This is a genomic window from Ruegeria sp. BG11, from assembly GCF_056538565.1.
Genome location: NZ_JBQFTH010000004.1, coordinates 236,832 through 252,453, shown reverse-complemented (window position 1 = coordinate 252,453; position 15,622 = coordinate 236,832). Strand labels below are relative to the sequence as shown.

Sequence of the window (15,622 nt, the reverse complement as noted above, 5' to 3'; positions counted from 1 at the left end):
CTGACAGGCACACCAATCATGACGACCCCAAGAGCGATGCGAAAGAAAAAGACGACAAATTTGCTGACCGAGGTTGAACTGGAGTTCATGAACGAGCTTTGGGCCCTTGGGGAAGGCTCGGTGCGTGATGTATTGGACCGCCTGCCACCGGAACGGAATCTGGCCTATACTTCAGGTGCAACGATCCTGCGTATTCTCGACGAAAAAGGTTTTGTCGAAAGTCGCAAGGACGGAAAAACCCTGATCTACAGCCCGCTTCTGGACAAGGATCGGTATCAGGCTCGCTCGCTTCAGAATCTCTCGCGGACGTTGTTTGACAACACACCAGCCTCGCTGGTTGCGCGCTTGGTGGATGATGCGGGTCTGAGCGAGGCGGATCTTGAGGATATTCGGGCATTGGTAGAAAGGAGACTGCAAAATGACAGCGGTTAAGCCGGTTCTCGATGCCTATCTCGAACTGAATTTTGTTCTGATCCTATCGGTCGTGTTGTGGTTTGCAGCCCGATTTGTCCTGTCGCGAACCTCGATGCGACTGTCCTTTTCCGATCAGTTTCGCCTGCTCAGGGCGCTAGTGCTTTGCCTTATGCTCAGCCCGGTGCTGGCCTTTGGGGTGGCGCATCTGTTCGAATTTATCTGGCCCGGTCAGCCGATGGCCATCGGCGACGTGGCCGTTGCGGCCTATCTGAGGGGTGAGATCGCACTGCCTGCAACCCAGTTTGAGACGCTGCTGAACACGCGCCAGCGCTGGGTCGAGGCCGCATTGGATGGTAGCTCAGTCTGGGCCATTGCTGCACTTGCGGCTTTGGCATTGGTATCGGCCACGCTGGTCGTCCGCGTGATCTGGGCTGCGCTACAAATTCGTCAGACGGTCTTGGACAGTTTCCTGTGGAAACGTTCAGCCAAGGTGGATGTCCGTTTGTCGGATCACATCAAAGTTCCCTTTGCCGTACGGGGCCTGCGCCGTCGTCACGTAATCCTTCCCAGCAACCTGCTGAACGATCGTCACGAATTGCGGTTCGCGATTGCCCATGAGTTCCAGCATGTTCGCAGCGGCGACGTCGAATGGGAATTGGTGCTGGAGTTTCTGCGTCCTCTGTTCTTCTGGAACCCGGCCTATCACATCCTGCGCTATCAGTTTGAGCGGCTGCGCGAGCTTGGTTGCGATCAGGCCATTGTTGCCAGACGCAGACTGGATACGGTGGACTATGCCAAGTGCCTGCTGGACTATTGCGCCCGCACGGTCTCGCGCGAGCGTCCGCAGGTCCTGAATGTTGCGCTGGTCAATGGTAACAAGGCGAAACGGGTGCTGCGACAGCGTGTGATCGCTTTGGCGGACGGACCCAAAGGGGGCCATCCGCTGCATGCGATGGTCCTGTCTTTCAGCCTGATCTTTGCGATCGTCCTAGCTTGGGGCTCGGCCAGTTTGCGCGAGACCGACGGGTGGAGCCAAGACCGGCTTATGCTTTCGACCGTGGTCAACCTTGAGCGGCTGGAACGTCGCAACAGCGGCAACTGACAAGCATCGTCTCGGTCAGACCGAGACGCCTTGAAGGACTTGATCCCGTGAAACATCCTGCTTGTGGCCTTCGAGCAGGATTTCGCCACGACGCAGCACCACAAACCGGTCGGCGAGGTCGTAGGCAAAGTCGAAATACTGCTCGACCAGTAGGATCGCCATCTGGCCCTGATCTCGCAGGTGGTGGATCACTTCGCCGATCTGCTGGATGATGTTGGGCTGAATCCCCTCGGTGGGTTCGTCCAGCAGCAAGAGCCGGGGTTTCGTGATCAGTGCCCGGGCAATAGCAAGTTGTTGTTGCTGGCCGCCGGATAGATCTCCACCGCGCCGATGCTGCATCTGGGCCAGAACCGGGAACAAATCAAAGATCTCATCCGGCACGAAATGTTCAGCTGCGGGAAGGCAGGCGAACCCGGTTTCGAGGTTCTCACGCACCGTCAGAAGCGGAAAAATCTCGCGTCCTTGCGGGACATAAGCGACACCTTTCCAGGCCATCTGATGCGCAGGCAGCGGGCCAAGGGTTTCGCCGTCCAGTGTCAGCAACCCGCCAGAGCGGGGATGGGTGCCCGAGATCGCCTTGATCAGGCTGGTCTTGCCGACCCCATTGGTGCCCATCACACAGGTCACCTCACCCCTCTCGGCCTCCATCGAGATACCGTTGAGGATTTGTGAATGGCCATAGTGCAGGGTTAGATCGTTTAGTTTCAGCATCGCTCAACGCCCCAGATAGACGTCGATGACGTCCTGATTTGATGTCACGTGGTCCAGGGACCCCTCGGCCAGAACCGATCCTTCATGCAGGACGGTGACCTTGCAGTTCAGGCGGCGGACGAACTCCATATCATGTTCAACAACCACAACGGCGCGGGTCTTGGCGGCTTGTACCAGCAGGTCGGTCGTGTGCTCGCGCTCCTGCGGGGTCATCCCGGCGGCAGGCTCGTCAACCAGCAGAAGGCGCGGTTCCTGCGCCAGCAGCATCCCGATCTCGAGCCATTGTTTTTGCCCGTGGCTGAGTTCACCGGATTTACGGTCAAGTTCGTCCTTCAGGCCGATCTCGTCCGCCAGTTCCTTGACCTTTTCCAGGTCGCTGTTCGTGGGGCGATAGAATAGGACGCCTAGCCAACCGCGTTTATTCTTGAGGGCTATCAGGAGGTTTTCTCTAACGCTTTGGTCCTCGAACACGGTGGGTTTCTGGAATTTCCGGCCGACCCCAGCCTGCGCGATTTTCGCCTCGCTCATCCGCAGTAATGAGACGGATTTTTCCCCCCAGATAACACGACCTTCGTCTGGCCGCGTCTTGCCTGTGACGATGTCCATGAAGGTCGTCTTTCCAGCCCCGTTCGGGCCGATCACGGCGCGCAGTTCGGCCTCGCCGATGTGGAAGGAGAGATTGTTGATGGCGCGGAACCCGTCGAAGGTAACCGAAACGCCGCTAACCTCTAGCAGAGTGCTCATTCCGTTGCCTCCTTTTCGCGCAAAGCGCTGTCGTCGGGTCCAAGCGGCGCACCGTGACGCTGCGGTGCACGGCGGTTGGTCCAGAGGTCGAACAGCCCTCCGATACCCTTTGGTGCAAATAGCGTGACCAGCACGAAGGAGACGCCCAGCAGCACCTGCCACCAGTCGACCCATTTGATTGTGTAGAACCCAAGTGGGATGTCTGGCGCCTGTCCGCCGGTGAACCATGTGCTGAGCAGGCTGACGAAAGCCGCCCCGATCACCGCACCATACAGGCGACCACGCCCACCAATGGCGACCCAAACAGCCAGATAGATCGAAGCGATGGGGGCCATCTCTTCGGGGTTGATGATCCCAGCTTGAGGGTAGTAGAGCGCGCCCGCGATGGCGGCGATACAGGCAGTCAGGGTGAAGACAGCCAGTTTGTAGACCTCGACCGAGTAGCCGAGGAACCGCACCCGCGCCTCGTTATCGCGGATGCCGCGGATGACCGATCCGAACTTGCCCGATACGACCCACGCCGCCAGCATATATCCCAGCCCAAGGGCCAGTGCCGAGGCCCAGAGAAACCAGACCGACACCACGTCCTGCGAGGCGGTCACACCCGGCAGGTTCTGCAAGCCCGACAGGCCATTGTTGCCGCGCAATCCGCTGTCGTTCTGGAACAGGTAGAGGGCCAACGCGAGCGTCATGGCTTGGGTCAGGATCGACAGGTAAACACCCGTCACCCGGCTGCGGAAGGCCAGCCAGCCGAAGATCAGCGCCAAAAGTCCGGGCACCAAAACGACCAGTATCAGTTGCAAGGTCAGGCTGTGGGAAAAGGCCCAGATCAGAGGGAAATCCGATGATCCAACTACGCCGAAAATCTGCGTTCCGATGGCGTCCACGACCTCGGACGGGGTAGGGGGGATTTCGGCTTGTGACAGAGACTCAACCACGATCAGACGAGTTCGTTCGTACATCAGCCACATGCCGATCATGTAGCCTCCTAGCCCGAAGAAAGCGAAATGGCCCAGCGAGAGGATGCCGGTAAAGCCCCAGACCAGATCCATCGCCACGGCAATCAGGCACAGGCACAGGGTCTTGCCCAACGTCTTGACGAAACTGGTTGAGATCACGCCGATCCCGAACCCTTCGGACAGGACGGTCACGCCCAATGTGAACAGGGACAGGATGGCCAGAAAGACAAGTACGGAGGGGTTCTTGGCGACAAAGCAGCGTTCCATGGCTCAATCCCCCGCCGCGCGGCCTTTGAGGGCGATGATGCCCCGTGGCCGGAACTGGATGAAAATGATGATGAAGATGATCATGTAGGTCTGCGCCGCGAGGGTGTTCGACGGGTTCATCCACTCGATGCCCTTTTGCAGGAAGCCAATCATGCCTGCGCCCGCCAGCGCGCCCCAGATGTTGCCGACCCCGCCGACAACCACGGTCATGAAGCTTTGCACGATATAGTCGCTGCCCAGATCAGACGTGACCTTGGCGAACAGACCAATCGCAACCCCGGCGATCCCTGCGATGCCGGAACCAAGCCCGAAGGTCAGCATATTCACCCGCCCCGGATTGATCCCCATCGACCCCGCCATGCGTGGGTTCTGAGTCACCGCGCGCATTTCTAGCCCCAGCCGGGTGCGCTTCATGATGTAAAGGAAAAGTCCCAGAAAGATCAGCGCCAGAACGAAGATCGCGATACGGATATAGCTGATCGAGACCACATCGTTCAGCACCCACGCCCCGTCCAGCCAGCCGGGCGCGGTCAGCGGTCGGGCCTGCGTACCAAAGATGTTCTTGGCCAGCTGTTGGAGGGCAATCGAGATGCCGAACGTCGCCAGCAGCGTCTCCAACGGGCGCGAATAGAGCCAGCGGATCACCAACCGCTCCATCGCGACGCCCATGGCGAAGGTGACCGCGAAGGCCATGGGGATGGCGACGATGATTGAGAGCGTATGGTCGGGGATGAACTGCTGCACGACGTAGCCGGTGTAGGCGCCCATCATGATGAACTCACCGTGGGCCATGTTGATCACACCCATCACGCCAAAGGTGATAGCCAGACCGATGGCAGCGAGGAAATAGATCGACGCCAATGAGATTGCGTCCAGTGTCAGGTCGAGGGTCTGGTTCAAACCGACCTTCAGCTCGATCTGTTCCAGCGCCTTTTCGGCTGCGGTTGTGATTTCGGGTGAGGGTTCGGCATAGGTCTCAAAGAAGACATGCGTTTCCAACGCAGAATCGATGTCGGCCTCGGTGATCAAAGCAGGCACGAGGCCGGCTTCGGCTAAAACAGCGTAAGCCTGAGCACGCGTGGTGTCAGAGTTCAGCTGCGCGACAGGAATGCCCCCCACGCGGCCTCCGTCGATATTGGCGGCCAGTGCGGCGCGTATGTCGTCGGGCGATGTGCGCGGTGCGGCAAGTTCATTGGCAACCAACAGATCATATGCCTCGCCCCTCGTCAGGGCTTCTGATCCGGGATCTAGAATGGCGGCGATATTCGCATCAGAGGGCAGATCTGTGCCCGTATGTCGATTCGTCACGACCAAAGGGTTCAGAGCCGCGCGGACGTCCACCCCCAGATCGTCGGACATGTCTTCAATCGCAGCCACACGTGCTGCGGTATCTTCGTCGTAGCCGATGGTCAGCAACCGCTCGAGACGTTGCTTCTGCGCTTTCAGATCGGCATTGGGCTCGTCCTCAATCGAGGCGCGCAGCGGCACCAGCAGAGCGCCTTCGGGATCGCGTTGAATAGAAGTCAAAGCTGCCAGACGTTTTGCCCGGTCCGGGTCGGTCAGTTGGAACTGGACCAAAGCTGTTCCAATCATCGCGCGGATGCCGCTATTGGGTTTCAACTGCTTCAGGTCGGATTTCTCGAACGTTCCAACGACCTCTCCGGTGTCGAAATCGGTCAGCTCATACGAGCGGCCCTCGGCCTTTTTACCTGCAAAGAACAGGCCGTCCGACTTGCGCATCCACACGTCTTTGGCGGCCCATGTCTCAAGCATCACCTGCGCTTGCGGTAGACCGCTGCTGGCAATCGCATCAATCGCCGGTTTGATCGTCTTGCGCGAGCTTTTGGTGATGATTTCCTGATGCTCTTGCAGGATCGGTTGCAAACCGCTCTCTTGCGCATTGGCCGTTAGGCAGGCGCATAGGATTGCGAGACCCGCAAGGAATAGTCGTAACATGTGGTGAAACCCGAGGTGTCTTTAGGGCAAGGCGGGCGATGATACCCGCCTTGCGAGAAGGTTAGTAGTTCGACAGGGTCTGAACGCAGGTTTTGGTCTCGGTGTTGTACATACCGCAACCCAGGTCTTTCCAATCCGAGATCAGAACCGCCGATTCTGGCAGGAAGTCGGTCCATGCATCACCTGGAACGACGTCTGTTTCGCTGATGATATCGAACTGGCCATCTTCCTGAATCTCACCGATCAGAACCGGCTTGGCCAGGTGGTGGTTCGGCAGCATTACGGCAGTGCCACCTGTCAGATTCGGGAATTCCTGCCCGTACATGGCCGAGCGGACAGCGTCGACCTCGGTCGAGCCCGCCTCGGTCGCGGCGTTCACCCACATGTTGAAGCCGATGTAATGCGCCTCCATCGGGTCGTTGGTCACGCGGTCTTCACCCATGGTGGCTTTCCACGTCTCAACGAATTCGGCGTTCACGTCGGTATCTGCCGACTGGAAGTAGTTCCACGCGGCCAGGTGGCCGACCAGGTTGGTGGTATCCAGACCCGAGAGTTCTTCCTCACCGACTGAGAAGGCTACGACCGGGATGTCATCCGCCGAAACGCCCGCGGCCGCCAGCTCCTTGTAGAAGCCAATGTTTGCATCGCCATTGATGGTCGAGATCACGCCGACCTTCTTACCATCCGCACCCAGCGCAACAACGTCCGCCACGATCTTGGACCAGTCAGAATGACCAAAGGGGGTGTAGTTGACGAAGATATCCTCGTCCGCGATGCCTTTACCCTTCAGATAGCTTTCCAGAATATTGTTGGTGGTCCTGGGGTAGACATAGTCTGTGCCGAGCAGAGCGAATTTCTCAACACCCAGCTCATCCAGGAAGTAGTCAGTCGCAGGGATCGCCTGCTGGTTCGGGGCGGCACCGGTGTAAAAGACGTTTTTCGAGGATTCTTCGCCTTCATACTGAACCGGGTAGAACAGCAGGCCGTTCAACTCTTCGATCACCGGCAGAACCGATTTCCGGCTAACCGAGGTCCAATTGCCAAAGATCACGTCCACTTCATGCACGGTCAGAAGCTCGCGCGCTTTTTCAGCAAATAGCGGCCAGTCCGAAGCCGGGTCGACAACAACCGCCTCAAGCTGCTTGCCCAGCAGGCCGCCCTTGGCGTTTTGCTGGTCGATCAGCATCAGCATCGTGTCTTTCAGCGTGGTTTCCGAGATTGCCATCGTGCCGGACAGCGAATGCAGCACGCCAACCTTGATTGTGTCTTCAGCCGACAGTGCGGCGGTGGCCATGGCAGCAAATACCAGTGATCCGGCGAGCGTGGATTTGAGCGATTTCATGTAATCCTCCTGGGCGGGGCCGGGAGAGAGGGCTTGCACAAAGGCGCGTTTCTCTTCTACCTGATCCCCGCAACTGTTGTTGCGTTATCGTGTGGCGGTTGTGTCCGAGGTCCAATTCGCGCAGCCGTCACACACCCTTCGAGATGTTTCCCCCGACGAGCACCCATACGGTTTCTGCATCGCGGCAATCTTGGCAACCTGTCGGTCAGGTAAATGCAAAAATCAGCTGCATCTGATTAATTTTTAATCCATTGCCTGAGGGTGTGCCAAAAATTTGGTCACCTGCATCGGTTTTGTGGTCGATTGCGACACCCAAGAATGGTTTTCCGCCATCCCAGACACGAAACACAGGGCATGAACTGACGCCTCGGGGGTGCCCAATTACGCAACTTGCCCATATAACGCCCATCACGGACAAAACCCCTCCCCGTGCTAAGGGGGCCGTGTCTATCAGCACCAAACCGTTGGGCAGGCGGTCGGTTCTGGACGTATTCCGTCAATCTGGTTCTTTTAAGTGCTTGTTCCCGCGCGCAGAATCGCACGCGTTGGACGCGGTTCTGCTGAATACAGCGGGTGGCGTCACCGGTGGGGATGCGTTTCGGTTTTCCGGAACAGCGGGTGAAGGCACCACGCTGACGATAACGACGCAGGCGTGTGAGCGCGCCTACAAGGCTCAGCCCGGCCCCTATGGTCAGGTCGTTAATCATCTGACCGTCGCGTCCGGCGCTCGCATGAACTGGCTGCCGCAAGAGACAATCCTGTTCAACGGCAGTGCTCTGGATCGTCGACTATTGGTCGAAATGGAGCCGGACGCGACTTTGCTGATGGTCGAGCCTTTAGTCTTTGGGCGCGCGGCGATGGGCGAAACCCTGACGGATATCCGTCTGCGGGACCGGATCGAAATTCGACGCGTTAGAGCCCCTCTTTTCTTGGATGCAATGCGATTTGCCGGCGACCTGCACGCCCATCTCGCGAAACCTCATATCGCAGACGGGGCGGGTGCAATGGCGCTGGTCGTCTTTGCCTGCAGGTCGGCCGAGGGACAGTTGGACACGGTGCGCCAGATGCTGCCCGATACAGCGGGTGCCACGCTGATCCAAGACGATCTGCTGGTGATCAGGATGCTGGCCGAAAACAGCTTTGCCCTGCGCCGTGCGCTTATGCCGGTTCTGCGGCAACTCAACAACAACACTCTTCCCCGATGCTGGATGATCTGAGATGAACCTGACCCCCCGCGAAAAAGACAAACTGATGGTCGCCATGGCCGCCGAAGTTGCCCGCAAGCGCCTTGCCCGAGGCGTCAGGCTGAACCATCCTGAGGCCATCGCCCTGATCACCGACGCTGTGGTCGAAGGTGCGCGCGACGGTCGTTCTGTGGCTGACATGATGCAGGCCGGAGCCGAAGTGATCACCCGGAATCAATGCATGGAGGGCGTGCCCGAGATGATCCACGAGGTTCAAGTCGAAGCCACCTTTCCCGACGGCACCAAGCTTGTGACCGTCCACAACCCCATTCGCTAACAAAGGAACCAAGACATGACCCGTATGCTTTTCCCCGCCCTGATCGTTGCCGGCCCTGCCGCAGCCCATACCGATACGCATATCCATGCGCACGGCTCGGACTATGCGACCCTTGGCGTTGGTCTGGCGGTTGCCGCACTGGCCGCAATCGCGCTGATGGTAAAGTTGAACAAATGATCCCCGGAGAGCTGTTCCCGGCCGAGGGTGAGATCACCCTGAATGCAAGTGCCAAGGCAATCACCCTGATGGTCGCCAATACCGGCGACCGCCCGGTTCAGGTCGGCTCGCACTATCATTTCGCCGAAACCAACCCGGCGCTCGACTTCGACCGTGCGGCGGCACATGGGCTGCGTCTGGACATCGCCCCTGGCACCGCCGTTCGGTTCGAGCCGGGTCAGGCGCGTGAGGTCTCTCTAATCCCCATCGGAGGCGCGCGAAAAGTCTATGGGTTTAATCAAAAGGTCATGGGGTCGCTCTGATGCCAGCAACAATCAAACGTTCTGACTATGCCGCCATGTTCGGCCCCACCACTGGTGACAAGCTGCGGCTGGCCGATACCGATCTGGTGATTGAGGTTGAGCGCGATCTGACCGCTGAACGCTCGGGCGCTGCCGCCACCGGGGGGACTGGCGACAATGCGCTGCTCTACGGCGAAGAGGTCAAGTTCGGCGGTGGCAAGGTGATCCGCGATGGGATGGGGCAGTCTCAGGCCACTCGGGCCGAGGGGGCCGTAGATACGGTAATCACCAATGCGCTGATCGTTGACCACTCGGGTATCTACAAGGCGGATGTGGGTCTGAAAGACGGGCGTATCGCCAAGATCGGCAAGGCCGGGAACCCCGATACCCAACCTGGCGTAGATATCATCATCGGTCCCGGCACCGAGGCCATTGCGGGCGAGGGGCGCATCCTGACCGCAGGTGGCTTCGACAGCCATATCCACTTCATCTGCCCGCAACAGATCGAGGATGCGCTGCATTCCGGCCTGACCACTATGCTGGGCGGCGGTACCGGCCCTGCGCATGGCACTCTGGCGACCACCTGCACACCTGGGCCTTGGCATATCGGGCGGATGTTGCAGGCCGCCGACGCGTTTCCGATGAACCTGGCTTTTGCTGGCAAGGGAAATGCCTCACTGCCTGCCGCGCTGGAGGAGCAGGTCAACGCAGGGGCCTGCGCTCTGAAACTGCATGAGGATTGGGGCACCACCCCCGCCGCCATCGATTGCTGCCTTTCAGTGGCCGATGCGATGGACGTGCAGGTCATGATCCACACCGACACGCTGAACGAATCTGGCTTTGTCGAGAACACCGTGGGCGCCATGAAGGGCCGCACGATCCACGCCTTCCACACCGAAGGCGCAGGCGGTGGCCACGCCCCCGACATCATCAAGATCTGCGGCGAAAACCACGTTCTGCCGTCCTCAACCAATCCCACACGGCCATTCACCGTGAACACGGTGGAAGAGCATCTGGATATGCTGATGGTGTGCCACCACCTCGACAAATCCATCCCCGAGGACGTGGCCTTCGCCGAAAGCCGCATCCGGCGTGAGACGATCGCGGCCGAGGACATCCTCCACGACATGGGCGCGTTCAGCATCATCGCTTCGGACAGTCAGGCGATGGGTCGGGTCGGAGAGGTTCTGATCCGTACATGGCAGACCGCCGACAAGATGAAAAAACAACGCGGCCGCCTGCCCGAGGAAACCGGCGACAATGACAACCTGCGCGTTCGTCGTTACATCGCGAAATACACTATCAACCCGGCGATTGCGCATGGCCTGAGTCATCAGATCGGCAGTATCGAGGAAGGCAAACGCGCCGATCTGGTCCTGTGGAACCCGGCCTTTTTCGGGGTGAAGCCCGAGATGGTCTTGTTGGGTGGCACCATCGCCTGTGCGCAGATGGGCGACCCGAATGCCTCGATCCCAACGCCGCAGCCGGTCTATAGCCGCCCCATGTTCGGAGCTTACGGCCGGTCGGTTGAGAACTCGGCGATCACATTTGTCTCGGAGGCCGCGCAAGCGGGCGGGATCGGTGATACACTGGGACTGGCGAAACAAACCGTCGCCGTGCGCAACACGCGCGATATCGGCAAGCAGGATTTGCTGCTGAATGATGCAACGCCCCAGATCGAGGTTAATCCGGAAACCTATGAGGTCCGAGCCGATGGGGAGTTGCTCACCTGTCAACCTGCCGAAGTGCTGCCGATGGCGCAGCGCTATTTCATGTTCTGATTTGAAAAGGAGGCCACGATGACCACTGCGATCAAAACCGCCCGAATCTATCACGATCACCACCACGATCCGGCGCATGCTCAGGTCTCGCTGGACTATGACGGGCGTTTCCTGCGCCGTAAAATGCTGGCCACAGATGATGGTGAGTCCTTTTTGGTCGATCTGGCGCACACGAAATCCCTCGACCATGGTGGGGTTCTGGTGCTGGAGGATGGGCGCGAGATTGAAATCATCGCCGCACCGGAAGAGTTGCTGGAAATCAGCGGGGACAATCTGCTGCATCTTGCCTGGCATATTGGCAATCGCCACACCCCCTGTCAGATCGAAGCTGACCGGCTCCTGATACAACGCGATCATGTCATTCGCGATATGCTGTTGAAACTGGGGGCCGAAATCCAAGAGGTCGTTGAACCCTTCACCCCCGAAGGTGGCGCTTATGGTCATGGCAGGACACATGGCCACGCCCACTAATTCCGATATCCTGACCTTGGTGCAGTGGTTGTCTCCGGCCTATCCGGTTGGCGGCTTCGCATATTCTCATGGGTTGGAGGCCGCGATTGAACTCGGTTCGGTTGCCAGCCCTCAGGATACGGGCGCCTGGGTGTCGGACGTATTGGAGCATAGCTCTGGCTGGAACGACGCGCTTTTTCTGGGGGCGGCTTACGCCGCCGAAACCCCGGTCGATTTGACCGACATCGACGCCACAGCCCGCGCGTTCAGCGCTTCATCCGAGCGGTTGATGGAAACCAGTTTGCTCGGGCAGGCGTTTGGAGCCGTGACCGGGGATGTCTGGGGCTTGGACTTGCAGCGCCTGACCTACCCGGTGGCGGTGGGGCGTGCGGCACGATTGCAGAATTTGCCCCTGCCATTGGTGACAGAGATGTTTCTGCAGGCGTTCCTGAGCAATCTGGTGGCCTGCGCAACGCGCCTTGTGCCCTTGGGTCAAACCGATGCGCAGCGGCTGATACGGGATCTGACACCCCTCTGTGCAACGATTGCCGCAAAGGCGCAGGACGCGGGTCTGGAGGACCTCAGTTCGACGACCTTCCTCCCGGATATCGCGGCAATGAAGCATGAAACACAGTATTCAAGGATTTTCCGAACATGAGCAGTACGAACGGCCCCCTTCGTGTCGGCATCGGAGGCCCCGTCGGCGCGGGCAAAACCACCCTGACTGCCGCGCTTTCTGAGGCGCTACGCGATGTCTGTTCGGTGGGCGTGATCACTAACGACATCTACACGCAGGAGGACGCCGAGGCGCTGATGCGGATGCAGATCCTGCCTCAGGACAGGATCATCGGCGTTGAAACCGGCGGTTGCCCGCATACCGCGATCCGAGAGGACGCCTCGATCAACCTTGCGGCTGTGGCGGAAATGCAGTCGCGCCACCCGGAAATTGACATCGTGCTGATCGAAAGCGGCGGCGACAACCTGTCGGCGACGTTCAGCCCGGAATTGGCGGATGTGACGCTGTATGTGATTGATGTGGCTGCGGGCGAAGAAATCCCGCGCAAGGGTGGGCCCGCGATCACGAAATCGGATCTGTTGATCATCAATAAAACGGATCTCGCGCCACATGTAGGCGCGTCGCTAGAGGTGATGGAAGAAGACGCCACACGCATGCGCAAGGGTCGGCCGTTTTTGTTCGCCTCCTTGCGTCAACGGCAGGGCGTGCCCGAAATCGTCAGCGCACTGGCTGCGATTGGTGGGCTTGAAACGGCCTGAAGGAGAGCAGTCGCCGCAGATCGGTGTGGCGACTGTCATTTCTAATTCGGAGTGGGGCGCTAACTGGATGTTGGCCGGGGTAATCAGGCCCCGACATTTACCACCATCTTGCCGAAATTCTCACCGCGCAGCAGCTGGTTGAGTGCTTCGGGCGCGGTCTCTAGCCCTTCGACCATGTGTTCGCGGTATTTGACCGATCCGTCCTGAATCCAACCGGTCATATCCCGGACAAACTCCTTGTAGAGCGAGGCCGGGAAGCTGTCGAAGATGATGAACCCCTGAGCCTTCACCTTCATCCGTAGCAGCGTGCCCATGATCGCAGGCCCCATATCCGGACCGTCCGGCAAGCCAGGCAGGTTGTACCACGAGACCACGCCGCAGATCGGGATGCGCGCAAAAGCGTTCAGTAGGGGCAGGACGCCATATAGAACCTTGCCGCCGACATTTTCGAAGTAAACGTCAATTCCATCCGGGCAGGCGGCCCGCAACTGATCGGCAAAGTCGGCGGCCTTGTGGTCGATACAGGCGTCGAAGCCCAGATGTTCCACCACATGCGCGCATTTCTCGGCCCCGCCCGCAACGCCAACGACCCGGCACCCTTTGATCTTGGCGATCTGTCCGACGGTTGCTCCGACTGGGCCGGAAGCGGCAGCAACGACCACAGTTTCTCCGGGCTTGGGTTCGCCGATCTGTAGCAACCCGGCATAAGCGGTGTAGCCGGGCATACCCAGAATACCCAACGCCCAGGACGGGTTTTGGGGCGCTTTGCCCATGTTAATTACCTCGGTCCCGTCCGAGATCGCGTAGTCCTGCCAGCCACTGCCAGACAGTACGTAGTCGCCCGCTTCGAATCCATCGAGGTTCGAGGTCACAACCTGTCCCATAACCTGTCCGGTCATGACCCCGCCAATCGCCACAGGCTCGGCATAGGATTTTGCGTCATTCATCCGTCCGCGCATATACGGGTCGAGCGACAAATAGCAGGTGCGGATCAGCATCTCTCCTGCGCCCGGAGTTGGAATATCCGTCGTCTCAAGCCGCAGCGTATTGTCGTCGGGTTCCCCCTTCGGGCGTTCGTTCAGAACGATGCGGCGGTTTGTGTCTGCGGTCTGGGGCATGGTCTTCTCTCTCTACTGAGGCTGGTTTGTCGCGCCGGCACGTCACAAGGATCGGGGCGTCGGATTTTGTGACACCGTTCTGTATTTCGGGCGGCGCGTCAATCTTTTCACACCGTTCTGCCGTAGGGTTTGCGCAGCAAAACAGCAGGGTTGAAGATTGCCGCGGGTTATACGTTTTCTGGCGCGTTTTGCGTTTGACTGCACCGCAAAAAAATTTAAGCCTTCGCAAAGAGATAGCCCCCAAACCAAACCTTCCCATGCAATCCAGCTTAGAAACACCAGTGACGTTGGGCCGCCGACCCGGGCATCCTTACAGGAAGGCCTACGATTGGTGGCCGCCCCCATCCCAGCGCTGAGATTAAACCCGAATTTCAACTCAACGCGAAAGACTGACATGACAACTCAAACTCTCTCGAAACCGGTTCAGGTTGAACTGGCCGAAACACATGTGCGTATCACTTGGCCCGACCATATGACCGGGGATTTCCCATTCATCTGGCTACGCGAAAACGACCCTGCTGGGTTCCACCCACAGACGCAGGAGCGCCTGACCGACCTCACCGCCATTGCGCTGGATATCAAACCCGTGCAGGCCTTCCGGTCCGACAACAGCCTGCTTGTTGTCTGGGCCGAGGATCAGGCACCCACCATCTTTGATCTGGACTGGCTGCGCGATCGCCGCCCCGGCCAACCTGCTTTTGACCCGGCTGATACCGGTTTTGTCACATGGCGGGCCGAGCTTTCGCCCGCCGGTATCCCGCGCGCGAATGCCGATGGGGTTCTGACCCAAGACAGCGCTTTGAAGACCTGGCTGATTGCAGCGCGTCAATACGGGCTGAGCATCGTGGACCATCTAGCCGACAGCACCGAGGCTGGCATGGATGTCGCGCGCCGGATCGGCTTTCTGCGCGAGACCAATTTTGGGCTGACCTTCGAGGTCAAGTCCAAACCCAACCCGAATAACCTTGCCTATACGCCGGTCGCGCTTCCGCTGCACACCGATCTGACCAATCAGGAACTGCCTCCGGGGTTCCAGTTCCTGCACTGTCTCGCAAACGAGGCTGAGGGCGGTGAGTCGCTGTTCTGCGATGGCTATGCGGTGGCAGAGGACCTGAAATTGGAAGACCCCGATGCCTTTGACGCCCTGTGCGACATCTCGATCCCGTTCCGCTTTCATGACGGAGAAACGGACATCCGCTCGCGTAAACGGGTCATCACCTGCGATGAAAACGGCGACGTGATCGAGATCTGCTTTAACGCGCATCTGGCGGATTTCCTTGATATCGAGCCCGCTCTCATGCCGCTCTACTACCGCGCCTATCAGAAGTTCATGGCGATGACGCGCGACCCCAAATACCTGCTTCAGCTCAAGTTGAAGGGCGGCGAAATGGTGGTCTTTGACAACCGTCGTGTACTGCACGGGCGTTCGGCCTTCGATCCCAATACAGGCCACCGTCACCTGCACGGCTGCTACGTGGACCGTGGTGAATTCAAAAGTCGTCTGCGCGTTCTGTCGCGTTAAAC

General features: G+C 59.0%; 17 protein-coding genes. 11 read left to right on the top strand and 6 right to left on the bottom strand.

Annotation, left to right across the window (positions count from 1 at the left end):
• The first annotated feature begins 36 nt into the window (after positions 1-36).
• A complete protein-coding gene (locus tag ACR0JF_RS08830; protein ID WP_170378547.1) occupies positions 37-432 on the top strand; it encodes a BlaI/MecI/CopY family transcriptional regulator in 396 nt (131 codons plus the stop codon).
• The gene (locus ACR0JF_RS08825; RefSeq protein WP_170659018.1) at positions 419-1,516 is read left to right on the top strand and encodes a M56 family metallopeptidase; all 1,098 of its coding nucleotides are present in this window, start codon (positions 419-421) and stop codon (positions 1,514-1,516) included. The genes ACR0JF_RS08830 and ACR0JF_RS08825 overlap by 14 nt, the downstream gene beginning before the upstream one ends.
• Before the next feature lie 15 nt (positions 1,517-1,531).
• Here the strand turns inward: ACR0JF_RS08825 and urtE are convergent, their stop codons facing one another.
• From urtE to urtA, 5 genes are all read right to left on the bottom strand, one after another.
• Positions 1,532-2,227, bottom strand: a complete 696-nt coding sequence (gene urtE / locus ACR0JF_RS08820; protein ID WP_170659019.1) for an urea ABC transporter ATP-binding subunit UrtE — start codon at positions 2,225-2,227, stop codon at positions 1,532-1,534.
• Between the two features lie 3 nt (positions 2,228-2,230).
• Entirely contained in the window at positions 2,231-2,971 is a 741-nt protein-coding gene (gene urtD / locus ACR0JF_RS08815; protein ID WP_170659020.1) for an urea ABC transporter ATP-binding protein UrtD, read from the bottom strand.
• The gene (gene urtC / locus ACR0JF_RS08810) at positions 2,968-4,197 is read right to left on the bottom strand and encodes an urea ABC transporter permease subunit UrtC (protein WP_170659021.1); all 1,230 of its coding nucleotides are present in this window, start codon (positions 4,195-4,197) and stop codon (positions 2,968-2,970) included. Before urtC ends, urtD begins: the two co-directional genes overlap by 4 nt.
• Positions 4,198-4,200: 3 nt before the next feature.
• A complete protein-coding gene (gene urtB / locus ACR0JF_RS08805) occupies positions 4,201-6,153 on the bottom strand; it encodes an urea ABC transporter permease subunit UrtB (RefSeq protein ID WP_170659022.1) in 1,953 nt (650 codons plus the stop codon).
• A gap of 61 nt (positions 6,154-6,214) precedes the next feature.
• On the bottom strand, positions 6,215-7,495 hold the full coding sequence (gene urtA / locus ACR0JF_RS08800; RefSeq protein ID WP_170659023.1) for an urea ABC transporter substrate-binding protein: 1,281 nt from the start codon (positions 7,493-7,495) through the stop codon (positions 6,215-6,217).
• A 443-nt stretch (positions 7,496-7,938) separates the two neighbouring features.
• On the opposite strand from urtA, the gene ACR0JF_RS08795 reads away from it, so the two are divergent.
• The 8 genes from ACR0JF_RS08795 to ureG are packed head-to-tail and all read left to right on the top strand — an operon-like array spanning position 7,939 to position 12,980.
• The gene (locus ACR0JF_RS08795; RefSeq protein WP_170659024.1) at positions 7,939-8,712 is read left to right on the top strand and encodes an urease accessory protein UreD; all 774 of its coding nucleotides are present in this window, start codon (positions 7,939-7,941) and stop codon (positions 8,710-8,712) included.
• Between the two features lies 1 nt (position 8,713).
• Complete coding sequence (locus ACR0JF_RS08790; protein ID WP_170659025.1) at positions 8,714-9,016, top strand: urease subunit gamma; 303 nt, start codon at positions 8,714-8,716, stop codon at positions 9,014-9,016.
• A gap of 15 nt (positions 9,017-9,031) precedes the next feature.
• A complete protein-coding gene (locus tag ACR0JF_RS08785) occupies positions 9,032-9,193 on the top strand; it encodes a hypothetical protein (RefSeq protein ID WP_170659026.1) in 162 nt (53 codons plus the stop codon).
• Complete coding sequence (locus ACR0JF_RS08780) at positions 9,190-9,495, top strand: urease subunit beta (RefSeq protein WP_170643278.1); 306 nt, start codon at positions 9,190-9,192, stop codon at positions 9,493-9,495. The genes ACR0JF_RS08785 and ACR0JF_RS08780 overlap by 4 nt, the downstream gene beginning before the upstream one ends.
• A complete protein-coding gene (gene ureC / locus ACR0JF_RS08775; RefSeq protein WP_170659027.1) occupies positions 9,495-11,255 on the top strand; it encodes an urease subunit alpha in 1,761 nt (586 codons plus the stop codon). The genes ACR0JF_RS08780 and ureC overlap by 1 nt, the downstream gene beginning before the upstream one ends.
• 18 nt (positions 11,256-11,273) lie before the next feature.
• The gene (ureE, locus tag ACR0JF_RS08770) at positions 11,274-11,726 is read left to right on the top strand and encodes an urease accessory protein UreE (protein WP_170378524.1); all 453 of its coding nucleotides are present in this window, start codon (positions 11,274-11,276) and stop codon (positions 11,724-11,726) included.
• Complete coding sequence (locus ACR0JF_RS08765) at positions 11,710-12,363, top strand: urease accessory UreF family protein (RefSeq protein WP_170659420.1); 654 nt, start codon at positions 11,710-11,712, stop codon at positions 12,361-12,363. Before ureE ends, ACR0JF_RS08765 begins: the two co-directional genes overlap by 17 nt.
• Positions 12,360-12,980 carry an urease accessory protein UreG gene (ureG, locus tag ACR0JF_RS08760; RefSeq protein WP_170378520.1) on the top strand — a complete coding sequence of 207 codons (621 nt, stop codon included), beginning with the start codon at positions 12,360-12,362 and terminating at the stop codon, positions 12,978-12,980. The genes ACR0JF_RS08765 and ureG overlap by 4 nt, the downstream gene beginning before the upstream one ends.
• Positions 12,981-13,063: 83 nt before the next feature.
• Here the strand turns inward: ureG and ACR0JF_RS08755 are convergent, their stop codons facing one another.
• Entirely contained in the window at positions 13,064-14,098 is a 1,035-nt protein-coding gene (locus tag ACR0JF_RS08755; RefSeq protein WP_170659028.1) for an MDR family NADP-dependent oxidoreductase, read from the bottom strand.
• A gap of 394 nt (positions 14,099-14,492) precedes the next feature.
• Here ACR0JF_RS08755 and ACR0JF_RS08750 point away from each other — a divergent pair, with 394 nt between their 5' ends.
• Entirely contained in the window at positions 14,493-15,620 is a 1,128-nt protein-coding gene (locus tag ACR0JF_RS08750) for a TauD/TfdA family dioxygenase (RefSeq protein WP_170659029.1), read from the top strand.
• The last annotated feature ends 2 nt before the right edge of the window (positions 15,621-15,622 follow it).